We start from the raw sequence: 24265 nt of genomic DNA, 5'->3' as shown, positions 1-24265 counted from the left end.
CGCCGGCGGATCAAAGACATCGAGCGGCGATTGGCGGACGGATCCCACATTCGGACGTCGGAGTTTCAAGGCACTGGATCCGCCGGATCAACCGGTTGGCCGACGGGCGGCAGCGTTTCGCCCGGGATCGAGGAAGGAAGAGGTATTGGATGGCTAAGGGCAGCGCCCTGCGGAATCGAACCGCGAACGACGCCGCGAGTGCGGAGTTCGCAGCACTTCTCGACGAATCGCTCGGCGGTGCGTCGAGCTTCGAAGGTACGGTGGTCAAGGGGACCGTCGTGCGCATTGCCAATGATTTCGTCGTCGTGGATGTCGGCCTCAAGTCCGAAGGCCGTGTGCCGCTGCGCGAGTTCGCCAATGGCGGCGTAGCCGCCGAGGTGAAGGAAGGCGACACGGTCGACATCTTCGTCGACCGCATGGAGAACAAGGACGGCGAGGCGGTCCTGTCGCGCGACAAGGCGCGACGTGAGGAGGCTTGGACTCTGCTCGAGAAGGCCTTCACCGACGGCGAGCGTGTCATGGGCACGATCTTCGGCCGTGTGAAGGGCGGCTTCACGGTCGATCTGTCGGGCGCCGTGGCGTTCCTGCCGGGCAGCCAAGTCGATGTCCGCCCGGTGCGCGATGTCGGCCCGCTAATGGGCCAGGCCCAGCAATTCGCGATCCTCAAGATGGATCGCCGCCGCGGCAACATCGTCGTGTCGCGCCGTGCCGTCATGGAGGAGACCCGCGCCGAGGACCGCACCCGCCTGATGGGGGCGCTGTCCGAAGGCCAGGTGCTCGACGGCGTCGTGAAGAACATCACCGACTACGGCGCATTCGTGGATCTGGGCGGGGTGGACGGCCTGCTGCACGTCACGGATATCGCCTGGAAGCGCATCAATCATCCGTCGGAGGCGCTCACCATCGGCCAGCAGGTCAAGGTGCAGGTGATCCGCTTCAACCCCGAGACGCAGCGCATTTCGCTCGGCATGAAGCAGCTCATGAGCGATCCGTGGGACGGCGCCGGCGCGAAGTATCCGGTCGGTCTCAAGCTCAAGGGCCGGGTCACCAACATCACCGACTACGGCGCCTTCGTCGAGCTGGAGCCGGGCGTCGAGGGCCTGGTCCACGTCTCGGAGATGAGCTGGACCAAGAAGAACGTGCATCCGGGCAAGATCGTCTCGACTTCGCAGGAGGTCGAGGTGATGGTGCTGGACGTCGACATGTCCAAGCGTCGCATCTCGCTCGGCCTCAAGCAGTGCATGGCCAACCCGTGGGAAAGCTTCGCCGACAAGTACCCGGCGGGCACGGAGATCGACGGCGAGGTCCGCAACATCACCGAGTTCGGCCTGTTCGTGGGCCTGCCGGGCGATATCGACGGCATGGTGCATCTCAGCGACCTGTCGTGGGAGAAGGCCGGCGACGAGGCCATCCGCGACTACAAGAAGGGCGACAGCGTCAAGGTCAAGGTGCTGGACGTCGATGTCGACAAGGAGCGCATCTCGCTCGGCATCAAGCAGCTTGCCAACGACCCGTTCGAGAAGGTGGGCCAGGTCGCCAAGAAGGGCGATGTGGTCACCGTCATCGTGGCCGGGATCCAGGACAACGGCATCGATGTCACGGTCCAAGATGGCATTCCGGGCTTCATCCGCAAGTCCGAGCTGAGCCGCGATCGCTCCGAGCAGCGTCCCGACCGCTATGCGATCGGCGACAAGCTCGACGCCAAGATCACCAACATCGACAAGACCTCCCGTCGCGTCGTGCTGTCGGTCAAGGCGCGCGAGCTCGACGAGGAGAAGAAGGCCATGGCCGACTTCGGCTCGTCCGACTCGGGCGCGAGCTTGGGCGACATTCTGGGCGCCGCCCTGAGCCGCGCCCAGAAGAAGGAAGACTCCGGGGAGAAGTAGGTCTTTCGCGACTTATCGGATGTGAGGGCCGGCCCGCCGAGGGCCGGCCTTTTTTCATTGGTTGAATGCTATTGCGATCGCCGCAATCGGGCTCCCGGCGGTTTCCTTTTGCTTTCAATGGCTTACCTTGACCCTGCGGCTTTTTGCGCTATTATGAAGCCAATGACGAAGTCGGAGCTGATCGCTCGCCTGGCAGCGCGGAATCCTCATCTCTATCAAAGAGATGTCGAGCGCATCGTGGCCACGGTCTTCGACGAGATCTCCAAGGCGCTCGCCAACGGCGATCGCGTCGAGTTGCGCGGCTTCGGCGCATTCTCGGTGAAGAAGCGCGATCCGAGGACGGGGCGAAATCCGCGCACCGGCGAGCAGGTTGCGGTCGCTTCCAAGCGTGTCCCCTATTTCAAGACGGGCAAGGATCTGCGTGACCGCCTCAACAAGGAGGCGGTGCGGGCGGCGGGTCTTGCGGCGGCCGACCAGTCCCGCCCGGTCGAGGACAAGGAGTAGCGCCTCTCGCTTCCTTGCGCCGCGCTATGCCATTGTAGCGATGGCATGAAGATCCTGTCCCGCGTCGTCGTCCTGTTGCTCCTCCTGCTCGGCGTGCTGATGGCGGTCAGCAATACCGAGCGCGTGGCCCTGAGCTTCTGGCCGCTGCCCTACAGTGTACAGGCACCTCTCTACCTGCTGATCGTGGCGGTCCTGCTGCTCGGTGTGCTGGTCGGGCTGGGACTGGGCTGGTGGGTCGGCCGCCACCATCGCCGCCGCGCCCGCGAGCGGGGCAAGGAGGCCGCCCGGCTCGATCGCGAGGTAGTCCGGCTGCGCGAGGCTCTCGCCGAGCGCGCACCGCCGAGGACCGGGCCCGATGACGCGACGGCGCGTGGCCAGAAGGCAATCGAACGCCAGACGGCGCTGGTCTTACCCGACCTTGCCATGCCGCCCCGAGGGCCGCTGTCGTGAAGATCCTGTCCGGGGCCGAGGTGGACACGGCCATCGATGATCTCGCGCTGGTCGACCGGCTCGACGCGCTGTTTCGTGCCGGCTGCGAGATGCCCCGGCGCCACCACCATACACTTGCTGCACCCAACGGCCCGGGATCGGCCGACGCCACGCTGCTCCTGATGCCGGCCTGGACGCAACGGACCGCCAATGCGCTGGGCCGGATCGGAATCAAGGTGGTGACGGTCTTTCCCGACAATGGGCGGCAATCCCTGCCGTCGATCTTCGGCCAATACCTGTTGCTCGACGGCGCGACCGGCCTGCCGCTTGCCTTGTTCGACGGCACGGTACTGACGAAGCGTCGCACCGCTTGCGCCTCGGGGCTCGCCTCGCGCTATCTGTCGCCGCCGGATGCCGCCTCGCTGCTCATGATCGGCACCGGCGCGTTGGCTCCTCACCTCGTACGCGTCCACGCCAAGGTGCGGCCGATCGCGCGTGTCTCGATCTGGGGGCGGGATGCCGCCAAGGCGCAGCGTCTCGCTCGCGATCTCGCGCATTCCCTGCCCTTGGCCCTGGGCCGTCCCGTCGCCGTACAGGCCGTCGCCGACCGGAAAGCCGCGGTCGCCGAGGCCGACATCGTGTCCTGCGCCACCCTGTCGAAGACGCCGCTGGTCGAGGGTGAATGGCTGCGCGCCGGCCAACATCTCGACCTTGTGGGCGCCTACACACCCGAGATGCGTGAGAGCGACGACCGTGCCGTCCGGCGGGCACGGCTCTATGTCGATACCCGGGCCGGCGCGCTCGAGGAGGCGGGCGATATCGTCCAGCCACTGGCCGCGGGAACGATCGTCCAGGACGATGTCATCGCCGATCTCTTCGAGTTGTCGCGCCGCCAGAAGCCCGGCCGCGATGCAAGCGATCGGTCGGCCATCACGCTTTTCAAGTCTGTCGGCGCGGCGCTCGAGGATCTGGCGGCGGCCGAGCTCGCCTTCGAGGCCCTTTAGTCCGGTTCGATCAGCGCGCCTTCCGCCTTGAGCGCGTCGATCTCGACGTCGCCAATTCCGGCTTCGGCGAGGACCGATCGCGAGTCCGCGCCCATCAACGGCGCCATGCGCCGAATGGACGGGGGCGTCCGGCTCATGCGCATCGGCGGCTCGACCATCGTGATCTCGCCCTCGCTGGGGTGCGGGTACTTCTTGAAGAGCTGGCGCCATGCCAGATGCGGATCCTCGAACAGGTCGGCCGGCGTCGACACCGGCGCATTGGGAATCTGTGCCTTGTCGAGCAAGGCCACCCATTCGGCGGTGGTCCTGGTCGGCGCGAGCGCTTCGACCATGGCGTACATGTCGTTGATGTGCAGGGAGCGTGCGTTGAGGGTGGCGTAGCGCGGGTCCTTCAGCACTTCCGGCCTTCCAACCAACTCGAAGAAATTGCGCCAATGTTTGTCGTTGTATGGAAGAATCGCCATCCAGCCATCCAGCGTCCGGTACGGCTTGCGGGTCCGCGCGAGGAGCCGCGTGTAGCCGACCTCGCCCTCGTCGTCGAAGGTCCGTTCCCACAGATGCTCGACCATCAGCCAGGCGGCCATGGTCTCGAACATCGGCACCTCGACGAACTGGCCTTCGCCGGTGCGCTGGCGATGCATGAGAGCGGAGAGCGTCGCAAAGGCGAAGGTGAGCCCCACCGTCTTGTCGGCCAGGATGGTGGGCGGATAGCGCGGCACGTCGTCTCCGGCGGCCCGGCCCATCAAGTCGGCAATGCCGAAACGTGCCTGGATGGCGTCGTCGTAAGCCGGCAGTTTTCCGTAAGGACCATCGGCCGAGTAGCCGTAGGCGCCGACATAGACGATGTCCGGCTTCACCTCGCGGATCTCGTTATAGGCGAGACCCAGCCCCTCGATCGCCTGCGGTCGCAGGGCGTGCACGAAAGCATCCGCCGTCTTCACGACCTCCAGTAGCGCCGCGCGCGCCTTGGAATTTTTGAGATCGAGACAGAGCGAGCGCTTGTTGCGGTTCACGTAGAGGTATGTCGGCCCCATGCCGACGGTCCGTCCCGGCTGGCCGATGTGGCGCACGGCGTCGCCCTCCGGCGCTTCGACCTTGATCACGTCCGCGCCTTGGTCGGCGAGCAGCATCGTGCCGTAAGGGCCGAGGATGATGTTCGTGAGATCGACGACTCGGATACCGTTCAGTGCGCCGGCCATGGCGATGGTCCTTCGAAGAGAACAAAGACGATGGCAAGACTGCCATCGCATTCGAGAACCGTCATCGGCAGGTCGCCGTTCGCGTTCGCTGGTCGAATGCTGCGCGAAGCATGGCTGCGACGTGCTGTCCTTGATCGGCTGCGAATCAATCGGAGTCGGATTCATCGTCGGTGTGGAATGCAAAGCTGACCGTTGTGCGACGCGCTCAGTCGGTGTAGCGAGGAGGTCGAAGAGGCGGGGGGCGATGCGCAACGTCGCGAGGAAGCAGCAGGAGCTGAGGACGGCGTCGGGTCCGTTGGCGCGGCCGTACCGCATCGAAGAGCAAATCGGTTATCTGCTGCGTCGCGCCCATCAACGAGCGAGTGCGATCTTCCAGGTCACGATCGGCGATCCCAACATCACGCCGACGCAGTACTCGAGCATGGTGAAGCTGAACGAGTATCGCGAGCTGTCGCAGAACCTGCTCGGCCGACTCGTCGGCATGGACAAGGCGACGATGCAGGGAGTCGTCCGTCGGTTGAAGGAGCGCGGTCTGGTCGACTCGCGTCCCGATCCCGGCGATGCGCGTCGCACGCTGCTCAGCCTCACCACCGAAGGCCAGCGCATCGTGAACAAGCTGCTGGTGAACGGTCCTGCGGTTTCGCGCGAGACGCTGAAGCCGCTGAACGGGACCGAGCAGCGTCAGCTTCTCGAGCTTCTGTCCAAGATCATCTGAGCGCTGCCGAATGGTTTGACTCTCCTCGATTCTGTGCTCATCGTACGTACACGAACGATATGGGTGACTACCGCCAACCCACCCGCCTGGAGGAGGCGCTGGAGGCTCTGGCCCGGCCCTGTACGGTGCTGGCCGGCGGGACCGATTTCTACCCGGCGCGGGTCGGGCGGGCGATCGACGAAGACATCCTCGACATCAGCCGAATCAAGTCGTTAGCCGGCATTTCCTGCGATGGCGCGGGATGGCGGCTGGGCGCCACGACGACCTGGAGCGAGCTTCTGGCTGCCGATCTGCCGCCGCTGTTCGACGGCCTCAAGCAGGCAGCGCGTGAAGTGGGTGGACGGCAGATCCAGAATGTCGGCACGCTGGCCGGCAATCTCTGCAATGCTTCGCCCGCCGCCGATGGCGTACCGCCGCTGCTGGCGCTCGATGCCGAGGTCGAGCTCGCCAGTCGCGACAAGGTTCGTCGCCTGCCGCTTTCCGAGTTCATTGTCGGCAACCGTCGTACGCGGCTCTCGTCTGACGAGCTGCTGGTCGCGATCCATGTTCCAGGGCCTGCAACCATCGCGCGCAGTTCTTTCCTGAAGCTTGGGGCGCGGCGCTATCTCGTGATCTCGATCGTCATGGCGGCGGCGACGATCGAGATCGCAGAGGATCGTGTTCGAGCCGCACGCGTCGCCGTCGGCGCCTGCTCGGCGGTGGCGCAACGTCTGCCGGTGCTCGAAGCTGCGCTCGCCGGTGCACCCATCGACGCGCGCCTCGCCGAGCGAGTCGAGCCTGCCCACCTGGCACCGCTCAGGCCGATCGACGATGTCCGGGGCAGCGCCTCCTATCGGCTGGATGCGGCTGTTACATTGTTGCGCCGACTGCTTGCGGGATTGGCGTCGTGAGGGTCGCCTTCGCCCTGAACGAAAAAAAAGTGGAGTGGTGTGGCCCGCCGGCAACACGGCTTGCGATGGCATTGCGCGACGATCTCGGGCGGACCGGAACCAAGGTCGGTTGCGACGCGGGCGACTGCGGCGCCTGCACGGTGCGTCTCGATGGTCGGCAGGTCTGCTCCTGTCTGGTGGCAATGGGGCAGATGGAAGGGCGCACGGTCGAGACAGTGGAAGGACTCGCGAAGCGCGACGGCGTGCTCGCCGAGCTGCAGCAATCCTTCCTGGCGCATGGCGCCGCGCAGTGTGGCATCTGCACGCCCGGCATGCTGATGGCGGCCCATGACCTGCTGCTCCGCCGGCCCGGGCCCAGCCGCTCCGAGGTGGAGGAGGCCCTGGGGGGCGTGCTCTGCCGCTGCACCGGCTATGCCAAGATCGTCAACGCCGTGCTGGCCGTGGGGGCAGGACCGAAGGCCACGGCCCCGCCTTCCGGTTGTGCGGTGGGTGCACGCATTCCCCGTGTCGATGGCGTTCCCAAGGTCAAAGGCACCGACCTTTTTGGCGCCGATGTCATGCCGACCGACACCTTGTGGATCAGGGTCATTCGCTCGCCCCATGCCCGGGCGCGCTTCGTTCTTGGCGACCTTGGACCTCTGAGGGCTCGCCTCGCTGCCGTCCTGACGGCCGCCGATATTCCCTTCAACGGTTACGGCATCTATCCAGACATCAAGGATCAGCCGGTCCTCGCCGACGGCCTGGTGAGATACCGCGGCGAGGCGGTTCTGGCGCTGGTCGGCGAGCGGACGGCGGTGCTGGCGGTGCGGGAGGAGGAAGTGCCCATCGCGTGGACGCCCGAGCCGCCGGTTGTCGGGATCGACGCCGCAATGGCAGCCGACGCGCCACTGGTCCAGGCCGACAAGCCACGGAACCTGCTGCTCGAGGGAGGGGTGAGGCGCGGCGACGCGACGGCGGCATTTGGCCTCAGCGCAGTGGTCGCCGAGGGCACTTTCGAGACCTCGTTCGTCGAGCATGCCTATATCGAGCCGGAGGCAGGGTGGGCCCGCCGCGTGGGCGATCGTATCGAGATTCATGCCACGACTCAGACGCCCTATATGGATCGTGACGAGATCGCGAGCGTCATGCGGCTTGCACCGGAGGCGGTGCGCATCGTGCCGACCGCCTGTGGCGGTGGTTTCGGCGGCAAGCTCGACCTGTCCATCCAGCCCCTGATCGCCGTGGCCGCCTGGAAGCTCGGCCGGCCGGTGGCGCTGGTGTACACGCGACCGGAAAGCATGATGGCGACCACCAAGCGACATCCGGCGCGCATCAAGGCCAGGTTCGGCTGCGATGGGAAGGGCAGGCTGCTTGCCTGCGACGTGACGGCTACCTTCGATACGGGCGCCTATGCCTCCTGGGGGCCAACCGTCGCCAACCGCGTGCCAGTCCATGCCATGGGCCCTTATGTCGTGCCCAACGTGCGCACCTGGGGCGAGGCCTTCTTCACCAACGGCCCGCCGGCCGGCGCCTTCCGCGGCTTCGGCGTGCCCCAGGCCGCGATCGCGCACGAAGCCATGATGGACGAGCTGGCCGACCGGCTCGGCATCGACCGGCTGGAGTTCCGGCATCGCAATGCCTTGCGTGCCGGCGACACCACCGCCACCGGCCAGACGCTGGAACACTCTGCAGGGCTGCCGCAATGTCTGGACGCCCTGCGGCCGTACTGGCGAAAGGCGCATGAGGAGGTGGCGGCGTTCAATGCCAGAGGCGGGGCCAAGCGGCGTGGGGTCGGTATTGGCTGCATGTGGTACGGCATCGGCAATACCTCGATGTCGAACCCCTCGCGCATGCGGGTGGGGCTCGCAGCCGATGGCACCCTTACGCTCTACAACGGGGCGCTTGATATCGGCCAGGGCAGCAACACCATCATGACCCAGATCGCTGCCGATGCGCTGGGCCTGCCGGTGGGGCAGCTCACGCTGGTCAGCGGCGACACCGATCTCACCGCCGACGCCGGCAAGACTTCGGCCTCGCGCCAGACCTTCGTATCGGGCCGTGCGGCCGAGGCGGCAGGCCGAGACCTTCGGCAGCAGATCCTGCGACTGGCCAATGCCGGAGACGACGCGCGGCTGTCGCTCGAAGGGGGCACGCTGAGGGTGTGCGACGGCGGCGAGGTCCACACGCTGGATCTCGCCAGGATCGGCTCTTTGATGGGCGAAGGCGTTTTCGACCCGCCGACCACGCCGCTCGATGCCGACGGCCAGGGCATTCCGTATGCCACCTACGCCTTCGCGGTCCAGATGGCGACGGTCGAGGTCGATATCGAGCTCGGCACCGTCAAGGTGCTGCGCATCGTGGCCGCCCATGACGTCGGCAAGGCCATCAATCCCACTCTGGTCGAGGGCCAGATCGAAGGCGGCATCGCGCAAGGGCTGGGGCTCGCCCTGATGGAAGAGTATCTGCCCGGTCGTACCGAGAACCTGCACGACTATCTGATCCCGACGGTGGGTGACGTGCCCGAGATCGAGTGCCTGCTGATCGAGGATCGCGAGCCCTTGGGACCCTCCGGCGCCAAGGGCGTGGGCGAGCCGGGGCTGGTGCCGACCGCGCCGGCCATCCTGGGAGCGGTGCACCATGCGACCGGCGTGCGGGCGCGCCGTGTTCCCCTGCTGCCCCACCGGCTTCGGGAGGCAATTCTTGCGCTGAAGGGAGGCGAGCCGTGAGCGACGAGCTGGCGCTCACCGAGGCGGAGCAAAAGGCGGGCATCATCCGCTGCGATGCCTGTCCTGTGCTCTGCCGCATTCGTCCGGGCCGCGCCGGCGCCTGCGACCGCTATGCCAACGAGAGCGGCAAGCTGGTCCGGGTCGATCCGCTGGTGCTGCTGGCCAAGCCCGATCTGGCGCGCGTGGCCTTCGTCGAAGGCAGCGGCGGCTGGGCCGGCGAGCTCGGCTCCGACGTCCTGGGAAGGGGCGAGGGCGCTTTCGTGACCGGCATCGGCGCGACCACGACCTATCCCGACTACAAGCCCGCACCCTTCATCGTCTCGTCGCGACACGAGGGCGTCGACATGGTCACGGTCGTGACCGAGGGGATCTTCAGCTACTGCGGGGTCAAGGTGAAGATCGACACCGACCGCTATCTCGGCCCCGAGCAGGCGGCGGTACGGGTGAAGGGCGAGGCGGTGGGCCATGTCACCACCGCGGAGTACGGCTCGCAGATGCTGTCGCTGGGCGGGGTCCATCACCTCACGGGCGGCAGCAAGAAGGAGGGTGTGGTCACCTGCGACACGCTGCTGGCGCTCTGCAATCGCGAGCCCGCCGAGCTTGCGATCGACGGCGGCTCGACCGTCGTGGTGCAATCGGGCCAGCCGCCGATCGTGAACGGCCAGCTCGAGGAACGCATGCGGGTTGGCTGCGGCTCGGCCACCATCGGCATGTTCGCGCCGCAATGGAAGGACCATGTCGACGAGGTGATCGTGGTCGACGACCACATTACAGGCGTGCTGACGGAGCATCAGGGCGGTCGTTTCCTCGACATGAAGCCCGCCGGCATTCGCGTGCGCGGCCGCAGATCCACCCCGGGCCGCTATTTCCAGACGGCCGAGCCGGGCCTGGGCTGGGGCGGCACCGATGTGCGCGACCCGCTGGAGATCGTCGAGAAGATCGATCCGGGTGTCGCGTGGCCTGGCCTGCGGCTCCTGATGGTTTCCACCACGGGCGAACATTCGGCGTGGTTCGAGCTCGATCGGGACCTCGTGCCGCGATCGAAGGATATGCCTGAGCCGGTACGGCGGGTCGTCGAGCGTATCGCCGAGAACTGCGAGCCGGCGCTTTGCACCGTGCTCTTCATGGCGGGGGCCGGCGGCTCGCTGCGGGCCGGTGTCACGGAAAATCCGGTGCGGCTGACGCGCTCGGTGCGCCAGACCCTCACCAAGGTGACGCTGGGCGGCGTGCCGGCCTATGTCTGGCCGGGCGGCGGCATCACCCTGATGGTCGATGTCGCGGGCATGCCCGAAAGATCGTTCGGATACGTGCCGACGCCGGCGTTGGTGGCGCCGATCGAGTTCACGCTGCGGGCCGACGACTATGCGGCCTTGGGCGGTTATGCCTCGCGCGCGGTGACGCTCGAGGAAGTGCTGCGCGGCCAGCGCGTGCGCTTCGATGGAGACGAGAAGTGACCGGGGCCGTTGCCGCTCGCCTGCCCGACGGTCGGCTGCATCTGCAGCACGGCCCCATCGACCTTGTCATCGAGGCCTTCGGCGTCCGGGACGAAGCGGAGCGGGCCTACCGACAGGCCACCGACCGCTTCGGCGACATTCTGCCCACGCTGGTCCGTGAGCTGCCAATGCTGCGCCGCCCGGTCGGCGACGCCCGCCCGCTGCTGCAAGGCCCGGTGGCCCGGCGCATGGGCGCGGCGGTATGGCCCTATCGCGACATCTTCATCACGCCCATGGCCGCGGTGGCGGGCGCAGTGGCCGACGAGGTCCTGGGGGCAATGCGTGCCGGTCGCTCGCTCGACAAGGCCTACGTCAATAATGGCGGCGATATCGCCTTCCATCTCGGACCGGGGCACAGCCTGCGCGCGGGCATCTTCGCCCGGGCCCTCGATGGCACTGTCGAAATCACGGACGATCGCATGGTGCGGGGCATCGCCACCTCGGGCTGGCGCGGCCGCTCCTTCTCGCTCGGCATCGCCGACAGCGTCACTGTGCTGGCGACGACAGCGGCCGCCGCCGATGCGGCCGCGACGGTGGTTGCCAACGCCGTGAACATCGATCATCCGGCGATCGAGCGTCGTCCCGCACGCGACCTCGATCCCGACAGCGACCTTCTCGACCTGCCGGTGACGGTCGCGGTCGGGCGGTTGCCGCCGGCGCTCGTGGCGGAGGCGCTCGACGGCGGCGCGGCCGAAGCCCGCCGACTGTGCCTGCTCGGCCGCATCGAGGGCGCCGCTCTCTCGCTGCAGGGCGCGTGGCGCCTGGAGGAACGTCGGCGGGATGCCGCGCTTGTCTCGGGCCGCCCGGCCTCGCTAGGCTCGCGTCCGGGAAGCTTCATGTGAAAAAGGGGGACCTCATGCTGACCCGCAATCGTCTGCTGGCGGGCGCCACGGCGCTCCTTGCTCTCTCGTTCACGGTACCGGCTCTTGCGCAGGAGCCGATCAAGCTGGGCGAGATCAACAGCTACAAGGTCTTCGCCGCCTTTCTCGATCCCTACAAGAAAGGCATGGAACTCGCGGTCGACGAGGTCAATGCGGCGGGCGGCGTGCTCGGCCGCAAGATCGAGGTGGTGAGCCGCGACGACAACGGCAATCCGGCCGACGCCGTGCGCGCGGCCGAGGAACTGCTGAGCCGCGAGAAGGTCGCTTTCCTGATCGGCACCTTCCCCTCGAACGTCGGCCTCGCCGTCGCGGACTTCGCCAAGCAGAAGAAGACGCTGTTCATCGCCGGCGAGCCGCTCACCGACAAGATCGTGTGGGGTCAGGGCAATGCCTACACCTTCCGGCTGCGCCCTTCGACCTACATGCAGACGGCGATGCTCATTCCCGACGCGGCCAGGCTGCACAAGAAGCGCTGGGCGATCGTCTATCCGAACTACGAATACGGGCAATCGGCGACGGCCGCCTTCAAGGAACTCCTGAAGGCGAAGCAACCCGATGCCGAGTTCGTCGCCGAGCAGGCCACGCCGCTCGGCAAGATCGATGCCGGCACGGTCGCCCAGGCGCTGGCCGATGCCAAGCCCGATGCGATCTTCTCCTCCCTGTTCGGCGCCGATCTCGCCAAGTTCGTGCGCGCCGGCAGCGAGCGCGGCCTGTTCAAGAACGTGGCGGTGTTCGACCTCTTGGGCGGCGAGCCCGAATATCTCGACCCGCTGAAGGACGAGGCGCCGGTCGGCTGGTATGTGACCGGCTATCCCTGGCAGGATCTCCAGACACCCGAGCACACCAGGTTCTTCAACGCCTACAAGGCGAAGTTCCACGACTATCCGCGGCTCGGGTCGGTCGTCGGCTACTCGACGGTGATGTCGGCGGTGGCGGCGATCAGGAAGGCCGGCGCCCTCGACCAGGACAAGCTGGTCGTGGCCATGGCGGGGCTGCAGGTCGCGACGCCGTTCGGCGCGGTGACGTTCCGCGCGATCGATCACCAGTCGACGATGGGCGCCTTCGTCGGCCGCATCGCCGTCAAGGACGGCAAGGGGTACATGACCGACTGGCACTTCGTCGACGGCAAGGACGTCCTGCCGGGGGACGCCGAGGTGAAGAAGATGAGGCCGGCCAACTGATCTCTTCCGGACCGTGCGCGTGGTGTGCCGGTCCCTGTGAATCGACGTGACCTTCCCCTCGCTCCTCATCCAGCTCCTGAACGGGCTGACCGACGCATCGTCGTTGTTCTTGGTGTCGGCTGGCCTGTCTCTGATCTTCGGCGTCACGCGCATCGTCAATTTTGCGCACGGCTCGTTCTACATGCTGGGCCTCTACATGGCCTACAGCGCGATCCAGGCGCTGGGCCGGACGCCGATCGGCTTCTGGAGCGGCGTCGTCCTAGCGGCGGTCGCGGTCGGCGTGGTGGGCGTGATCGTCGAGGTGCTGGTGTTGCGGCGCATCTACCATGCGCCGGAGCTCTTCCAGTTGCTGGCGACCTTCGCCATCGTGCTGATCGTCAAGGATGGCGCGCTCTACGTCTGGGGATCGGAGGATCTCGTCGGCCCGCGCGCGCCCGGGCTCGGGATGGCGGTCGACATCCTGGGCAAGCGCATTCCGGCCTATGACCTGCTGCTGATCGCGATCGGTCCGGTGGTGCTCGGGCTGCTCTGGCTGCTACTCGCGCGCACCCGCTGGGGAGCGCTGGTGCGGGCGGCGACGCAGGATCGCGAGATGGTCGGCGCCCTCGGCGTCGACCAGGCCATGCTCTTCACCTCGGTGTTCTTCGTCGGTGCGGTGCTGGCCGGGCTCGGCGGCGCTCTGCAGATCCCGCGCGAGCCTGCCAACCTTGAGCTCGATCTTCCGGTGATCGCCGATGCCTTCGTCGTCACCGTGGTGGGCGGGCTCGGCAGCCTGCCGGGAGCCCTGCTGGCGGCGATCCTGATCGGCGTCGCCAAGGCCCTCTGCATCGGCATCGGCACGATCCGGCCACTCGGCTTCGAGGTCGATTTCTCCAGGCTCGTGCTGGTGGTCGAGTTCGTGATCATGGGCGTCGTGCTGGTGCTGCGGCCCTACGGCCTGCTGGGCAAACCCCCGGCCGTGGTGCGGGCAGCCGGCAGCGTGCCGGCGCCGCTCAGGCCGCCCCGCCCGATGACGGCGCTCCTTTGGATCGCGCTGCTCCTGCTCGCGCCGCTCGCGAGCGACGACTATATGGCCGCCCTCCTCATCGACATCGCCTGCTTCGCGCTGTTCGCCACCAGCCTTCATTTCATCATGGGCCCGGCCGGCATGATCTCGTTCGGCCATGCCGCCTATTTCGGGCTGGGGGCCTATGCCGGGGCGGTGCTGCTGAAGCGCGCCGGCCTGCCGATGGAGGCGGCCTTCCTGCTGGCGCCGTTTGTCGCTGCCGCCTTCGCCGGCCTCTACGGCTGGTTCTGCGTGCGGCTGAGCGGCGTCTATCTCGCCATGCTGACCCTCGCCTTTGCCCAGATCACCTGGTCGATCGTCTTCCAGTGGGATTCGCTGACATCCGGCAGCAACGGCATGGTCGGCATCTGGCCCGCGGCATGGCTCTCGGGCAAGACGGCCTACTATTACCTGACGGTGATCTCCTGCGGGCTCGGCATCGCCTTCCTGTGGCGCGTCCTGTTCTCGCCCTTCGGCTACACCCTGCGCGCCGCGCGCGATTCGCCGCTGCGGGCCGAGGCGATCGGCATCGACGCGCGCGGCTTCCAGTGGGCGGCGTTCGTGCTGGCCGGTGCGATGGCGGGCCTCGCAGGCGTCGTCCTCGCCTTCTCCAAGGGCAGCATCTCGCCCTCCGCGGCCTCGATCTCGCAGTCGACAGATGGGCTGGTGATGGTGTTGCTGGGCGGCGTCGAGACTCTGACCGGCCCGGTGGTCGGCGCCGGCCTCTTCACCTGGCTGCGCGACGTGCTGGCGCGCGAGACGGACTACTGGCGTGCCGTCTTCGGTCTCGTGATCCTGTTGATCGTCGTGCTGTTCCCGCAAGGTCTGGTCGGCGGCGTGAAGGCCCTGTTCGCCCGCGGGCGGGAGCAGGCTGCGTGAGGGAGCCTGTTCTCCAGGTCGACGGCCTGCACAAGGCCTTTGGCGGCGTGCAGGCCGTGGCGGACGTTTCCTTCGCCGTCTCGGCCGGCGAGCTCTTGGCGCTGATCGGCCCCAATGGTGCCGGCAAGAGCACCTGCTTCAACATGCTGAACGGCCAGCTTGCGCCGGACAGCGGCCTCGTGCGGCTGGCGGGGCGCGACATCGTCGGTCTGAGCCCGCGTGCCATCTGGCGCCTGGGTGTCGGCAGGACCTTCCAGATCACCGCGACCTTCGCCTCGCTCAGCGTGCGCGAGAACGTGCAGATGGCGCTCTACTCGCATGCCGGCAAGCTCGGCTCTCTCCTGGCGAGATTCGGCACTGCGCTGAGGGCGGAAGCGGATGCGCTCCTGGAGCGGGTCGGCATGCTCGACCAGGCCGGGCGATCCTGCGCCGTGCTGGCTTACGGCGACCTGAAGCGGGTCGAGCTCGCCATGGCGCTCGCCAACAGCCCGCGCCTTCTGCTGATGGACGAGCCGACCGCCGGCATGGCCCCTCGCGAACGCGTGGCCCTGATGGAGCTGGCGGCCAATCTGGCGCGTGCGCAGGAGATCGCCGTCTTGTTCACCGAGCACGATATGGACGTGGTTTTCGGCCAGGCCGACCGCATCATCGTGCTCGATCGCGGTCGCCTGATCGCCGGCGGCCAGCCGGAGGAGGTGCGCAACAACGCCGAGGTGCGTGCCGTCTATCTGGGAGGCCTGCATTGATGTCCAGGGGAGGGCGCCCGATGCTCTCCGTGAAGGATCTGCATGCCTACTACGGCCGTGCGCATATCCTGCACGGCGTGTCGCTCGAGACGAAGGCGGGCGAGGTCGTGGCGTTGCTCGGGCGCAACGGCGCGGGCAAGTCGACGACCATGAAGGCGATCATGGGCCTCGTGCCGCCGGCACGCGGCGAGGTGTGCTTCGCGGAGAGGCGCATCGACCGCCTCGCGCCGTACCGCATCGCACGGCTGGGGCTCGGCTACGTGCCGGAAGAGCGCCGCATCTTCACCGAGCTGACGGTGATCGAGAACCTCTCGGTCGGCCGCCAGCCAGCTCGCAGGGGCGCGCCGACCTGGACAGAGGACAGGCTTTTTGCGCTGTTCCCCAACCTCGGCCGCATGCGCGACCGGTCCGGCGGACGCATGTCGGGCGGCGAGCAGCAGATGCTCACCATCGCCCGCACTTTGATGGGCAATCCCCGATGCCTGATGCTCGACGAACCGTCGGAAGGCCTGGCGCCGATCATCGTCGAGCAGATGGCTCAGTCGATCCGCGCGCTCAAGGAACAGGGCCTGTCGGTGCTGCTGTCGGAGCAGAACCTGCACTTCTGCCAGGCGGTCGCCGATCGCGCCTACATCATCGAGAAAGGCGAGATTCGCTTCGGCGGCACGATGGCCGAACTCGCGGCAGACGCCGCCCTTCGCGAACAGTATCTTTCGGTTTGACCACCATGTCCTCATCCAAGAATTCCCTCACCGTCGGCATCGATGTCGGCGGCACCTTCACCGACCTCCTCGCGGTCGATTCCGACTCCGGTACGGTGCGGCTCGCCAAGGTTCTGACCACCGCAGACAATCAGGCCGTCGGCTTCATGGCCGCCTTGCAGGAGGCGGACGCCGATCCGGCCAGGTTGCAGGCCGTCGTGCACGGTACGACCACCACCACCAACGCCCTGCTCGAGCGCAAGATCGCCCGTGTCGGGCTCATCACGACCAAGGGCTTCCGCGACGTGCTCGAGCTCGGTCGCCGCACCCGGCCGCAGCCTTATGGTCTCAAGGGCACTTTCCATCCCGTGGTCGAGCGTGAGCTGCGGCTCGAGGTCTCCGAGCGCATGGATGCCGACGGCCATGTGCTCATCCCGCTCGACGAGGCGGCGGTGACCGATGCAGCGAAGAAGCTGTTGGCCGCGGGCTGCGAGGCGGTGGTGGTCCATTTCCTGCACAGCTACATCAACCCCGCGCACGAGCGGCGCGCGGCCGAGATCGTGCGTGGCCTCTGGCCCAACGCCTACGTGACCGCGGGGCACGCGATCCTGTCGGAATATCGCGAGTTCGAGCGCGGCGTCACGGCGGCGGTCAATGCCGCGGTGCAACCGGTGCTCGACCGCTATCTCTCGCGCCTGCGTGCCGAGCTCGCGGCCAAGGACTTCGACCGCGACATCCTGGTGATGCAGGGCAACGGCGGCACCATCTCGTCGCAGCTCATCGCCAGGGCGGCCGTGAACACGGTGATGTCCGGCCCCGCCTCGGGGGTGATGGCCGCCGCTTATACCGGCCGCCTGTGCGGCCAGGGCAACCTCATCACCTACGACATGGGAGGCACCTCGACCGATGTCGGACTGATCGAGGATGCCGTGCCGCAGGTCTCGGGCGAGCTCGAGCTCGAATATGCGATGCCCATCCATGTGCCGATGGTCGATGTGCATACGATCGGCGCGGGCGGCGGCTCGATCGCCTCGGTCGATGCCGGCGGCATGCTTCGTGTGGGGCCGGAGAGCGCCGGCGCGCGGCCGGGACCGATCTGCTATGGCCGCGGTGGGGATGCGCCGACCATCACCGATGCCAATCTGCTCCTGGGCCGTCTCAATCCCGATCATCTGCTGGGTGTCGACCATCCAGTGACGCTCGATCACGTGCGGCAGGCGATCGAGGGCAAGTTGGGCAAGCGCCTCGGCCTCGATGCCGAGGCGGCGGCCGCCGCCATCCTGCGCATCGCCAACGATCGCATGGCTGGCGCGATTCGCCTCGTTTCGCTGTCGCGCGGCCACGATCCGCGCGACTTCGCGCTCTTCGCTTTCGGCGGCGCGGGTCCCTTGCACGCCAGCGCCCTCGCGCGCGAGCTTGCCATCCCGACCGTGCTGGTGCCGGCGCGGCCCGGCATCACCAACGCGCTGGGCTGCGTCGTGGCCGACCTGCGCCACGACTTCGTACGCACCGTGAACAAGCCTCTCTCGACGATCGACGACGCCACGATCGCCAGTATCTATGCCGAGCAGAAGCAGGAGGGCGAGGCGACCGTCGCGCGCGAGGGCGTGCCGGTCGGTGAGCTGCGGGCGATCCATAGCGCCGACATGCAGTTCCAGGGCCAGAGCCATATCCTGTCGGTCGCGGTCGAGCGGCCCGATCTCGGCATCGACGGGCTGCACAAGGCCTTCGCGGCGGCCTACTGGCGCCGTTTCGGCATCGAGCTCAGCGAGATTCCGCCGGTGCTGGTGAACCTGCACACCGCGGTAATCGGCGTGCGGCCGCACATCGACCTCGGCCTGCTGGCCGCGTCCGAGCGCGCCTCGACGCTGCAGGCGGCGCAGATCGGCGAGCGTCGCGCGTGGTTCAGCGACGGCTGGCGGCAAACGCCGATCTATGCGCGCGACAAGCTGCCGATCGACGCGATCTTCGAGGGTCCGGCGATCCTCGAGCAGCTCGACTGCACCACGGTCGTGGAACCGGGCGACAAGGTGCGGCAGGACAGGCTCGGCAATCTGCTGATCACGGTGCGCTGACGCAATCGCGCATGAGCGCAACTGGAGCTGCGCGCTCCGATGAGCGTCAGGGGAGGCGGCGGACCCCGGTGACGCTCCACCCTTCACGCTGCGACGACGAGTGGCGAGGCGAGCTGGCGGATGGATTTCACCATCGCCATTGCGACCAGCTTGCCGGTCTTGCGGTTCTCCTCGCTGACCGCCACGTCTTCCCGGAAGGCGAATCGCCCGAACGCACCCTGGGCTTCGAGCTCGACGATGTGCGTTCGGATAGTGGGGTCGGCCACGATCACCAGCCGCGTCCTGTCGAGACCGAGCCCCGCGATCGCTGCCGCGGCCGAGATGTTGACGTTCTGCGGATAGAGCCGCGCGGCCCTGGCGGACCGGCCCGTCGAAAATGACCAGCGGCTCGTCGAGCGCGTCGAGATCGACCTGCTTCTCGGCGACCGTGCCTTTCCAGGCCGACGGATCCTTGCGCACCGTGACGGTGACGCTGTCCAGCCCGCCGACGGCGGCGGCGCTCAGGATGTCGAGTGCGCCGATGCCCGCCGAGGGCAGGATGACGCGGCGGGTGTTCGCCTTGGCTGCGGCGAGCAGCCGCTCGAACAAGCCGCTGTCGGTCAAAGCGCCGACCGATGTCACGAGGAGATCGGCGCCCGCCTCCAGTGCGCGCTGGCCATGCGCGCGCACCGCCTCGTGGCCGGCGCATTCGGCCACGGCATCGAAGCTGTGGGCGAAAAAAAGGTCGGGCTCGTGCGTGAGCCGACGGTCCGCGCGCGGCCGCCTCACCAGCACCGACACGAGCTCGATATCGCGGAGCCGGGCGGCCTCGACATGCCGGCCGATGGCGCCATAGCCGATCAGCCCGAGCTTGACGGTCACGACAGGCGCTGCTCGACCCAGCGCGCCCAGGCGATGAGCTGGTCGTCGCTGCGCAGCGGCCCCACGAGCTGCAGCGACAGCGGCAGGCCGAAAGCCCCGATATTGAAGGGCAGGGCGATGCAGGGGGTGCCCAGCATCGTCCAGATGCGGTTGAAGAGCGGGTCGCCGGTATTGCCGAGGCCGGCCGGCGCCTCGCCCTTTGCGGCTGGCGTCAGCAAAAAGTCGAAGCGCTGCCAGGCCTCGGCGAGGTCGTCGAGCCCGCGCCGCTTGCGCTTCTTCGCATCGGCAAGCTGTGCGCGCGTGACCGAATCGCCGGTCGCCAGCACCTGTGTCAGGCTGGGGGACAGCAGATGCGGAAAGCGCGCGCGCTCGGCGGCGTAGGATCGAGTCGCCTCCCTGGTCATGATCCGGTTTTGCGCCGTCGCCAGCGCCTGCCAGCGCTCGGGCATCTCCCACTCACGCACTCGGGCACCGGCGGCGCGCAAGGCGCGGGCGGCGGCCTCGATGTTCTTGCGGTTGTCGCGATCGGCCAGGTCCCACCACAGCGTGCGGCAGAGACCGATGCGCGGGGTCCGGTTCGGCGGATCGGCCGGCGCATGACCGTACGCCGCCCGGATGAGGGCGAGGTCGTTGGCCTCGCGCACGAAGAAGCCCAGCGTATCGAGGCTCTTGGCATAAGGCTTGACGCCTGTGAGGTCGGCCCAGCCGTAGGTGCCCTTGTAGGCAACAACGCCGTTGAAGGCGCCGGGCCGGATCACCGATCCCGCCGTCTGCGTGCCGTAGCCGACCGGCGCCATGAAGTCGGCGACGGCGGCGGCCGAGCCGGACGAGGAGCCGGCGGGGGTATGGCGGAGATTGTGCGGATTATGGGTCTTGCCGGCATGGGCGCCGGCGAACTCGGTGGTCACCGCCTTGCCGAGGACGATGGCGCCTGCGGCCACGAGCTGGGTGACGCAGGCGGCGTCCCTGCCGACCACGTGGTCGCGATAGATCGCCGAGCCGCAGGTGGTGGGCATCGTCTTGGTCGCGATGATGTCCTTCACGGCGAGCGGCAGGCCGTGCAGCGGCCCGACCGGCCGGCTGCGCTTGTCGAGCCGGTCGGCCCGCTTGCGCGCCCCCTCGGGATCGAGAGCCTCCCAGGCATGGACCTCGCCCTCGCGCGCCGCGATGCGGTCGAGGCAGGCCTCGACCAGGTCGCGGGCCTTGAGCCGCTTGTCGGCCATGCGTCGCAGGGCGGTGGTGGCCGTGAATCGGTTGGGCGCTGTCGCCATGCATCTTCCCCCTTGTGCTCGATTGGCGGCATGATGGCCGACCCATTGGTGGAAAGGTAGCCCGGGAGGCCAGCGCCATGACCACGCCCTTTGCCGTTCGCAAGATCGGGCATGCCGTCATCTTCGTCTCCGATCTTGAGCGGTCGCGCCGCTTCTACACCGAGGTGCTGGGCTTCAAGGTTTCGGACATCTATCCCGGGTCCATGATGCCCGGTGGCATGGTGTTCCTGCGCTGCAATGGCGATCATCACTGTCTCGCGCTCGTCGGCGGCAAGGACGAGGGCGGAGACCGGAGCCTGCATCACCTGGCTTTCGAGCTCGCAACGCTCGACGAGGTGTTCCGCGCCCGCGATCACCTGAAGAAGAACGGGGCCAAGGTCGTGTACGAAGGCCGCCGCCGCGCAGGCTGCCAGATCTCGGTCGAGTTCCTCGACCCCGACGGGCATCATCTCGAGCTGTACTGGGGTGTCGACCAGATCGGCTCCGACGATCGCGCCCGGCCCGCGATGGAATGGCGCCAGACATCGAGCCTGGAGGAAGCCGTCCGCCATGCGCCGCCGGGACAGGACACGACCCTTCACGACGCGGCTTTGCGCGCCCGGGTCGAGGCATTATGAACGAAACGCGTACGCCAACCATGGGCGGGTGCAAGGCCGCATCTCCGCCCATGACTGAAAGGCGCTGTTCCATGCAGCCAAACGCTGCCTTATTTTCGACAACGGCCGCGGTAATGCCGACCCGATGACACTTTGCGATCATATTTCATTCGCCAGACGCGTTCGCCGTCAGATGCCGGCCCGCTGGTCGATGCATGTCCTTTTGTTGGCATTCGTCTTCACCGGCCTCGATGTGGCCGCGCAGACGTCCGCGCCGCCGCCGGCGTCGTCCCAGTCGCCGGCATTGCCAGCCGGCATGACGAACCCGGCCGAGTACAAGAATTATCTGGCCGCCGTTAACACCCAGGATCCCGCCAAGCGGGCACAGGCGCTCGAGGTCTTCCTCGCCTGGTATCCCTACAGCGTGCTCCGCACAGAGGCTTTCGAGCAGACGATGGCGGCGTGGCAGGCCGCCAACAATCCGGCCAAGGCCGATGCCATCGCCGTACGCCTGTTGCAGCTCGATCCGGACAATGTTCGTGCCCTTGCCAACCGCGCCTATTCGGGACGGACGCAGGCCATGGCTGGCGACGAGAAGGCGCTGACGGCGGCTGTCGAGGCGGCGCATCGCGGCATGGCCGCCTTGCCCAAATGGCAGTGCCCGGCGTCGATGACCGAACCCGACTTCACGCGTCTGAAGATGCAGATCGTGGCGGTGTTCGACGGCACGTTGGGCTATGCGGCGCTGCAGGCCAAGGACTATGCGAAGGCGCGCGCCCACTTTCTCGAGGCGGTGAACGTCAACCCGACCAACCTGCCGGATACCTATCAGCTCTCTGTCGCCCTTCTGGAGGGCAAGCCGACCGACGCGCTGGGCTTCTGGTATGCCGCGCGGGCCATCGCGATCGCCCGCTCGATGAAGAACGACGCGGCCGCGGCCGAGATCGAGAAGTACGCGCGAGCCCGTTACAGCCACTACCACGGCACCGACAAGGACTGGGGCAAGCTGGTGGCCAGCGTGGCAGGCGAGCAACGGCCGCCCGACGGTTTCGCCGATTCCATCCCGCGCGCCATGTCGCCCGCCGAAACCGCGGTTTACATGGCCGCGAAGAACGATCCTGCCAACCTCACCTTCGAGGACTGGGAATTCATCCTCTCGCATCGCGGCGATTCGTCGGACAACCAGCAGGCTGCCGACAAGGTGTGGAAGGCGATCGTCGAGAAACAACAGGGCGGCGCGCGACTCAAGCTGCCGGTGAAGGTGATCAAGGCCACGTCCGAGCGCATCGAGGCGGCGCTGTCGGAGGAGAACCAGGCGAGCAACACCGTCGACCTGGAGATCACGCTCGAGCATCCGCTTCGGCCCTTGCCTGCGATCGGCTCGACGATCTCCATCATCGGCGCGCTCAGCGACTATAGGCCCAAGCCCTTCCGCTTCTTTCTCACCAAGGCCGAGCTCGCCGAAGAATCGATGCCGGTCGCCGGCGGCGTCTGCGCTGATCCGCGCCCGCAGATGTGCACCCGCGACTATCGTCCGGCCTGCGGCGTGCGGCGGGACGGCAGTCGCAAGACCTACGGGAATGCCTGCACCGCCTGCGCCGACGCCGAAGTGGTGAGCCAGGCCGCCGGCGCCTGTCCCTGAAAGGTTCGGTCCGTCGGGAAGCCAGGGCAACATGCCAACGGTTGACACTTAAGTGGATACTTAAGTATTAAGGCGAGCATGTCGCTCGTCCTGCATTTTCATCCGCTCTCCTCCTTCTGCCAGAAGGTCCTGATCGCCCTCTACGAGAACGGAACACCGTTCGAGCGTCGCATCGTCGATCTCGGCGATGCGGAGTCGGGCGGCGCTTTCCGCAGGCTCTGGCCGATCGGCAAGATGCCGGTATTGCGCGACGAAGGCCGTGATCGCACGACGGCGGAATCCAGCATCATCATCGAGTATCTCGATCTGTTTTATCCGGGACCGAGTCCGCTGACCCCCGCCGACCGGGCGCTCGCACTGCGTGCCCGGCTGAGCGACCGGCTATTCGATCTCCATATTCAGCTTCCCATGCAGAAGATCGTGGGCGACCGCCTGCGGCCTCCCGGCAGGACCGATTCGCAGGGCGTCGCCGAGGCCAAGGCGGCGCTCGCCACCGCCTACGGCGTTCTCGAAGCCGATCTCGGCGGGCGGACATGGGCCGCGGGCGATGTCTTCACGATGGCCGATTGCGCGGCCGCGCCGGCGCTGTTCTTCGCCGACAAGGTGCTGCCCTTCCGCGACGACCATCGCGGGCTCGCGGCCTATTTCGAGCGGCTGACGAGGCGGCCGTCGATCGCGCGAACCTTTGCCGAGGCAGAGCCGTATCTGGAGCTCTTTCCGGGATGATCGGCATGCAGCCAAGCGCGGCGCCGCTCGACCTCACGTTCCAGGCGCTGGCCGACCCGACGCGGCGCGTCATGGTCGAGCGCCTGGCACGCGGACCGGCCTCCGTGAGCGAGCTTGCCCGGCCGCTCGACATGACCCTGTCGGCGGTGGTGCAGCATCTCTCCGTCCTGGAGGCGAGCGGCCTGGTGCGCTCGCAGAAGGTCGGGCGCGTGCGCACCTGCCGCATCGATCTCGCGGCCCTGCACACGGCCGAGCGCTGGATCAGCGAGCGGCGGACAAGCTGGGAGCAACGGCTCGATCGGCTGGGCGACTTCCTGGCCGAGACGGGTGACCAACCGACGCCGACCCCCAGCAAACGGAGGAGGATATGACCAAACGCAGTGTCCAGCACGCCACCTTCACCATCGAGCGCACCTATGCGGCGCCGCGGGAACGGGTCTTCAAGGCCTTCTCCGATCCCAGGGCCAAGGCACGCTGGTTCGTCGGGCCGAACGACTGGGAGAGGTCCGACCACAGGATGGACTTTCGCGTTGGCGGCAAGGAGAGCGTGAGCGGCGGTCCGCCGGGCGGCCCGGTGCACCACTACAACTGCACCTTCCAGGACATCGTGCCCAACGAACGCATAGTGTCGGTCTACGATATGCATATGGACGAGACCAAGATTTCGGTCTCGCTGGCCACCGTCGAGTTCAAGTCCGCCGGTGCCGGCACCCGGCTGGTGCTGACCGAGCAGGGCGCTTTCCTGGACGGCTACGACGACGCCGGCAGCCGCGAGCGCGGCACCCGAGCGCTGCTCGACCAGCTCGAAGCCGCGCTCGGGTGATATCCGCTACGGT

Annotated in this window: 22 protein-coding genes and 1 pseudogene; 19 read left to right on the top strand and 4 right to left on the bottom strand. The window is 67.4% G+C overall.

Annotated features, from left to right (window positions below):
* The first annotated feature begins 149 nt into the window (after positions 1-149).
* The 4 genes from rpsA to OJF58_RS08155 all read left to right on the top strand — a co-directional run bounded on the left by rpsA (position 150) and on the right by OJF58_RS08155 (position 3823).
* Entirely contained in the window at positions 150-1886 is a 1737-nt protein-coding gene (gene rpsA, locus OJF58_RS08170; RefSeq protein WP_300783394.1) for a 30S ribosomal protein S1, read from the top strand.
* 162 nt (positions 1887-2048) lie between these two features.
* Positions 2049-2390 carry an integration host factor subunit beta gene (ihfB, locus tag OJF58_RS08165; protein WP_300783393.1) on the top strand — a complete coding sequence of 114 codons (342 nt, stop codon included), beginning with the start codon at positions 2049-2051 and terminating at the stop codon, positions 2388-2390.
* 45 nt (positions 2391-2435) lie between these two features.
* A complete protein-coding gene (locus OJF58_RS08160) occupies positions 2436-2840 on the top strand; it encodes a lipopolysaccharide assembly protein LapA domain-containing protein (RefSeq protein WP_300783392.1) in 405 nt (134 codons plus the stop codon).
* Complete coding sequence (locus OJF58_RS08155; RefSeq protein ID WP_300783391.1) at positions 2837-3823, top strand: ornithine cyclodeaminase family protein; 987 nt, start codon at positions 2837-2839, stop codon at positions 3821-3823. The genes OJF58_RS08160 and OJF58_RS08155 overlap by 4 nt, the downstream gene beginning before the upstream one ends.
* On the opposite strand, the gene OJF58_RS08150 is transcribed toward OJF58_RS08155, so the two are convergent.
* Positions 3820-5022 carry a CoA transferase gene (locus OJF58_RS08150; RefSeq protein ID WP_300783389.1) on the bottom strand — a complete coding sequence of 401 codons (1203 nt, stop codon included), beginning with the start codon at positions 5020-5022 and terminating at the stop codon, positions 3820-3822. The two genes, OJF58_RS08155 and OJF58_RS08150, sit on opposite strands and share 4 nt — an antisense overlap.
* A 244-nt stretch (positions 5023-5266) precedes the next feature.
* On the opposite strand from OJF58_RS08150, the gene OJF58_RS08145 reads away from it, so the two are divergent.
* From OJF58_RS08145 to OJF58_RS08100, 10 genes are read left to right on the top strand one after another with little or no spacing between them, the layout of a single operon-like run.
* Positions 5267-5737, top strand: a complete 471-nt coding sequence (locus OJF58_RS08145) for a MarR family winged helix-turn-helix transcriptional regulator (RefSeq protein WP_300783388.1) — start codon at positions 5267-5269, stop codon at positions 5735-5737.
* 59 nt (positions 5738-5796) lie between these two features.
* The gene (locus tag OJF58_RS08140) at positions 5797-6627 is read left to right on the top strand and encodes an FAD binding domain-containing protein (RefSeq protein ID WP_300783387.1); all 831 of its coding nucleotides are present in this window, start codon (positions 5797-5799) and stop codon (positions 6625-6627) included.
* On the top strand, positions 6624-9332 hold the full coding sequence (locus tag OJF58_RS08135) for a molybdopterin cofactor-binding domain-containing protein (protein ID WP_300783385.1): 2709 nt from the start codon (positions 6624-6626) through the stop codon (positions 9330-9332). The genes OJF58_RS08140 and OJF58_RS08135 overlap by 4 nt, the downstream gene beginning before the upstream one ends.
* A complete protein-coding gene (locus OJF58_RS08130; protein ID WP_300783383.1) occupies positions 9329-10786 on the top strand; it encodes a 6-hydroxynicotinate reductase in 1458 nt (485 codons plus the stop codon). Before OJF58_RS08135 ends, OJF58_RS08130 begins: the two co-directional genes overlap by 4 nt.
* Positions 10783-11667, top strand: a complete 885-nt coding sequence (locus OJF58_RS08125; protein ID WP_300783382.1) for a UPF0280 family protein — start codon at positions 10783-10785, stop codon at positions 11665-11667. The genes OJF58_RS08130 and OJF58_RS08125 overlap by 4 nt, the downstream gene beginning before the upstream one ends.
* 14 nt (positions 11668-11681) lie before the next feature.
* Complete coding sequence (locus OJF58_RS08120; RefSeq protein WP_300783381.1) at positions 11682-12887, top strand: ABC transporter substrate-binding protein; 1206 nt, start codon at positions 11682-11684, stop codon at positions 12885-12887.
* Between the two features lie 46 nt (positions 12888-12933).
* Positions 12934-14811: an ABC transporter permease gene (locus OJF58_RS08115; protein WP_300783379.1), complete on the top strand. Its 1878-nt coding sequence runs from the start codon at positions 12934-12936 to the stop codon at positions 14809-14811.
* Complete coding sequence (locus OJF58_RS08110) at positions 14808-15557, top strand: ABC transporter ATP-binding protein (protein WP_300783377.1); 750 nt, start codon at positions 14808-14810, stop codon at positions 15555-15557. The genes OJF58_RS08115 and OJF58_RS08110 overlap by 4 nt, the downstream gene beginning before the upstream one ends.
* A gap of 20 nt (positions 15558-15577) precedes the next feature.
* Positions 15578-16279 (top strand): ABC transporter ATP-binding protein, encoded by a 702-nt coding sequence (locus OJF58_RS08105; RefSeq protein ID WP_300783376.1) that lies wholly within the window; start codon positions 15578-15580, stop codon positions 16277-16279.
* Positions 16280-16284: 5 nt separating this feature from the next.
* Positions 16285-18333: a hydantoinase/oxoprolinase family protein gene (locus tag OJF58_RS08100; protein WP_300783375.1), complete on the top strand. Its 2049-nt coding sequence runs from the start codon at positions 16285-16287 to the stop codon at positions 18331-18333.
* 83 nt (positions 18334-18416) lie between these two features.
* On the opposite strand, the gene OJF58_RS08095 is transcribed toward OJF58_RS08100, so the two are convergent.
* The 3 genes and pseudogenes from OJF58_RS08095 to OJF58_RS08090 all read right to left on the bottom strand — a co-directional run bounded on the left by OJF58_RS08095 (position 18417) and on the right by OJF58_RS08090 (position 20465).
* A complete protein-coding gene (locus OJF58_RS08095; RefSeq protein ID WP_300785214.1) occupies positions 18417-18740 on the bottom strand; it encodes an aspartate dehydrogenase domain-containing protein in 324 nt (107 codons plus the stop codon).
* A gap of 136 nt (positions 18741-18876) precedes the next feature.
* Positions 18877-19194, bottom strand: a pseudogene (locus tag OJF58_RS27110) (hypothetical protein); the annotation flags it as partial.
* The gene (locus OJF58_RS08090; protein WP_300783374.1) at positions 19191-20465 is read right to left on the bottom strand and encodes an amidase; all 1275 of its coding nucleotides are present in this window, start codon (positions 20463-20465) and stop codon (positions 19191-19193) included. The gene OJF58_RS08090 and the pseudogene OJF58_RS27110, both read right to left, overlap by 4 nt.
* A gap of 77 nt (positions 20466-20542) precedes the next feature.
* On the opposite strand from OJF58_RS08090, the gene OJF58_RS08085 reads away from it, so the two are divergent.
* The 5 genes from OJF58_RS08085 (at position 20543) to OJF58_RS08065 (ending at position 24252) form a co-directional block, all read left to right on the top strand.
* Positions 20543-21082 carry a VOC family protein gene (locus tag OJF58_RS08085; RefSeq protein ID WP_300783373.1) on the top strand — a complete coding sequence of 180 codons (540 nt, stop codon included), beginning with the start codon at positions 20543-20545 and terminating at the stop codon, positions 21080-21082.
* Positions 21083-21254: 172 nt separating this feature from the next.
* A complete protein-coding gene (locus OJF58_RS08080; RefSeq protein ID WP_300783372.1) occupies positions 21255-22703 on the top strand; it encodes a tetratricopeptide repeat protein in 1449 nt (482 codons plus the stop codon).
* A gap of 78 nt (positions 22704-22781) precedes the next feature.
* Positions 22782-23429: a glutathione S-transferase family protein gene (locus OJF58_RS08075; protein ID WP_300783370.1), complete on the top strand. Its 648-nt coding sequence runs from the start codon at positions 22782-22784 to the stop codon at positions 23427-23429.
* A 5-nt stretch (positions 23430-23434) separates the two neighbouring features.
* Positions 23435-23800, top strand: coding sequence for a metalloregulator ArsR/SmtB family transcription factor (locus tag OJF58_RS08070; RefSeq protein WP_300783368.1), 366 nt, complete (start codon positions 23435-23437; stop codon positions 23798-23800).
* Positions 23797-24252, top strand: coding sequence for an SRPBCC family protein (locus tag OJF58_RS08065; protein ID WP_300783366.1), 456 nt, complete (start codon positions 23797-23799; stop codon positions 24250-24252). Before OJF58_RS08070 ends, OJF58_RS08065 begins: the two co-directional genes overlap by 4 nt.
* The last annotated feature ends 13 nt before the right edge of the window (positions 24253-24265 follow it).

Source organism: Enhydrobacter sp. (genome assembly GCF_030246845.1).
Taxonomy (GTDB): domain Bacteria; phylum Pseudomonadota; class Alphaproteobacteria; order Reyranellales; family Reyranellaceae; genus Reyranella.
Note: the sequence above shows the minus strand (reverse complement) of the source record. Positions and strands in the feature narration are given on the sequence as shown.

What these genes read in the sequence shown, in the direction of transcription:
- OJF58_RS08065 (WP_300783366.1), top strand. Translation starts at nt 23,797, where the DNA reads ATGACCAAACGCAGTGTCCAGCACGCCACCTTCACCATCGAGCGCACC.
- OJF58_RS08105 (WP_300783376.1), top strand. Translation starts at nt 15,578, where the DNA reads ATGCTCTCCGTGAAGGATCTGCATGCCTACTACGGCCGTGCGCATATC.
- OJF58_RS08140 (WP_300783387.1), top strand. Translation starts at nt 5,797, where the DNA reads ATGGGTGACTACCGCCAACCCACCCGCCTGGAGGAGGCGCTGGAGGCT.
- OJF58_RS08085 (WP_300783373.1), top strand. Translation starts at nt 20,543, where the DNA reads ATGACCACGCCCTTTGCCGTTCGCAAGATCGGGCATGCCGTCATCTTC.
- OJF58_RS08145 (WP_300783388.1), top strand. Translation starts at nt 5,267, where the DNA reads ATGCGCAACGTCGCGAGGAAGCAGCAGGAGCTGAGGACGGCGTCGGGT.
- OJF58_RS08150 (WP_300783389.1), bottom strand. Translation starts at nt 5,022, where the DNA reads ATGGCCGGCGCACTGAACGGTATCCGAGTCGTCGATCTCACGAACATC.
- OJF58_RS08100 (WP_300783375.1), top strand. Translation starts at nt 16,285, where the DNA reads ATGTCCTCATCCAAGAATTCCCTCACCGTCGGCATCGATGTCGGCGGC.
- rpsA (WP_300783394.1), top strand. Translation starts at nt 150, where the DNA reads ATGGCTAAGGGCAGCGCCCTGCGGAATCGAACCGCGAACGACGCCGCG.
- OJF58_RS08160 (WP_300783392.1), top strand. Translation starts at nt 2,436, where the DNA reads ATGAAGATCCTGTCCCGCGTCGTCGTCCTGTTGCTCCTCCTGCTCGGC.
- OJF58_RS08090 (WP_300783374.1), bottom strand. Translation starts at nt 20,465, where the DNA reads ATGGCGACAGCGCCCAACCGATTCACGGCCACCACCGCCCTGCGACGC.
- ihfB (WP_300783393.1), top strand. Translation starts at nt 2,049, where the DNA reads ATGACGAAGTCGGAGCTGATCGCTCGCCTGGCAGCGCGGAATCCTCAT.
- OJF58_RS08070 (WP_300783368.1), top strand. Translation starts at nt 23,435, where the DNA reads ATGCAGCCAAGCGCGGCGCCGCTCGACCTCACGTTCCAGGCGCTGGCC.
- OJF58_RS08120 (WP_300783381.1), top strand. Translation starts at nt 11,682, where the DNA reads ATGCTGACCCGCAATCGTCTGCTGGCGGGCGCCACGGCGCTCCTTGCT.
- OJF58_RS08075 (WP_300783370.1), top strand. Translation starts at nt 22,782, where the DNA reads ATGTCGCTCGTCCTGCATTTTCATCCGCTCTCCTCCTTCTGCCAGAAG.
- OJF58_RS08080 (WP_300783372.1), top strand. Translation starts at nt 21,255, where the DNA reads ATGCCGGCCCGCTGGTCGATGCATGTCCTTTTGTTGGCATTCGTCTTC.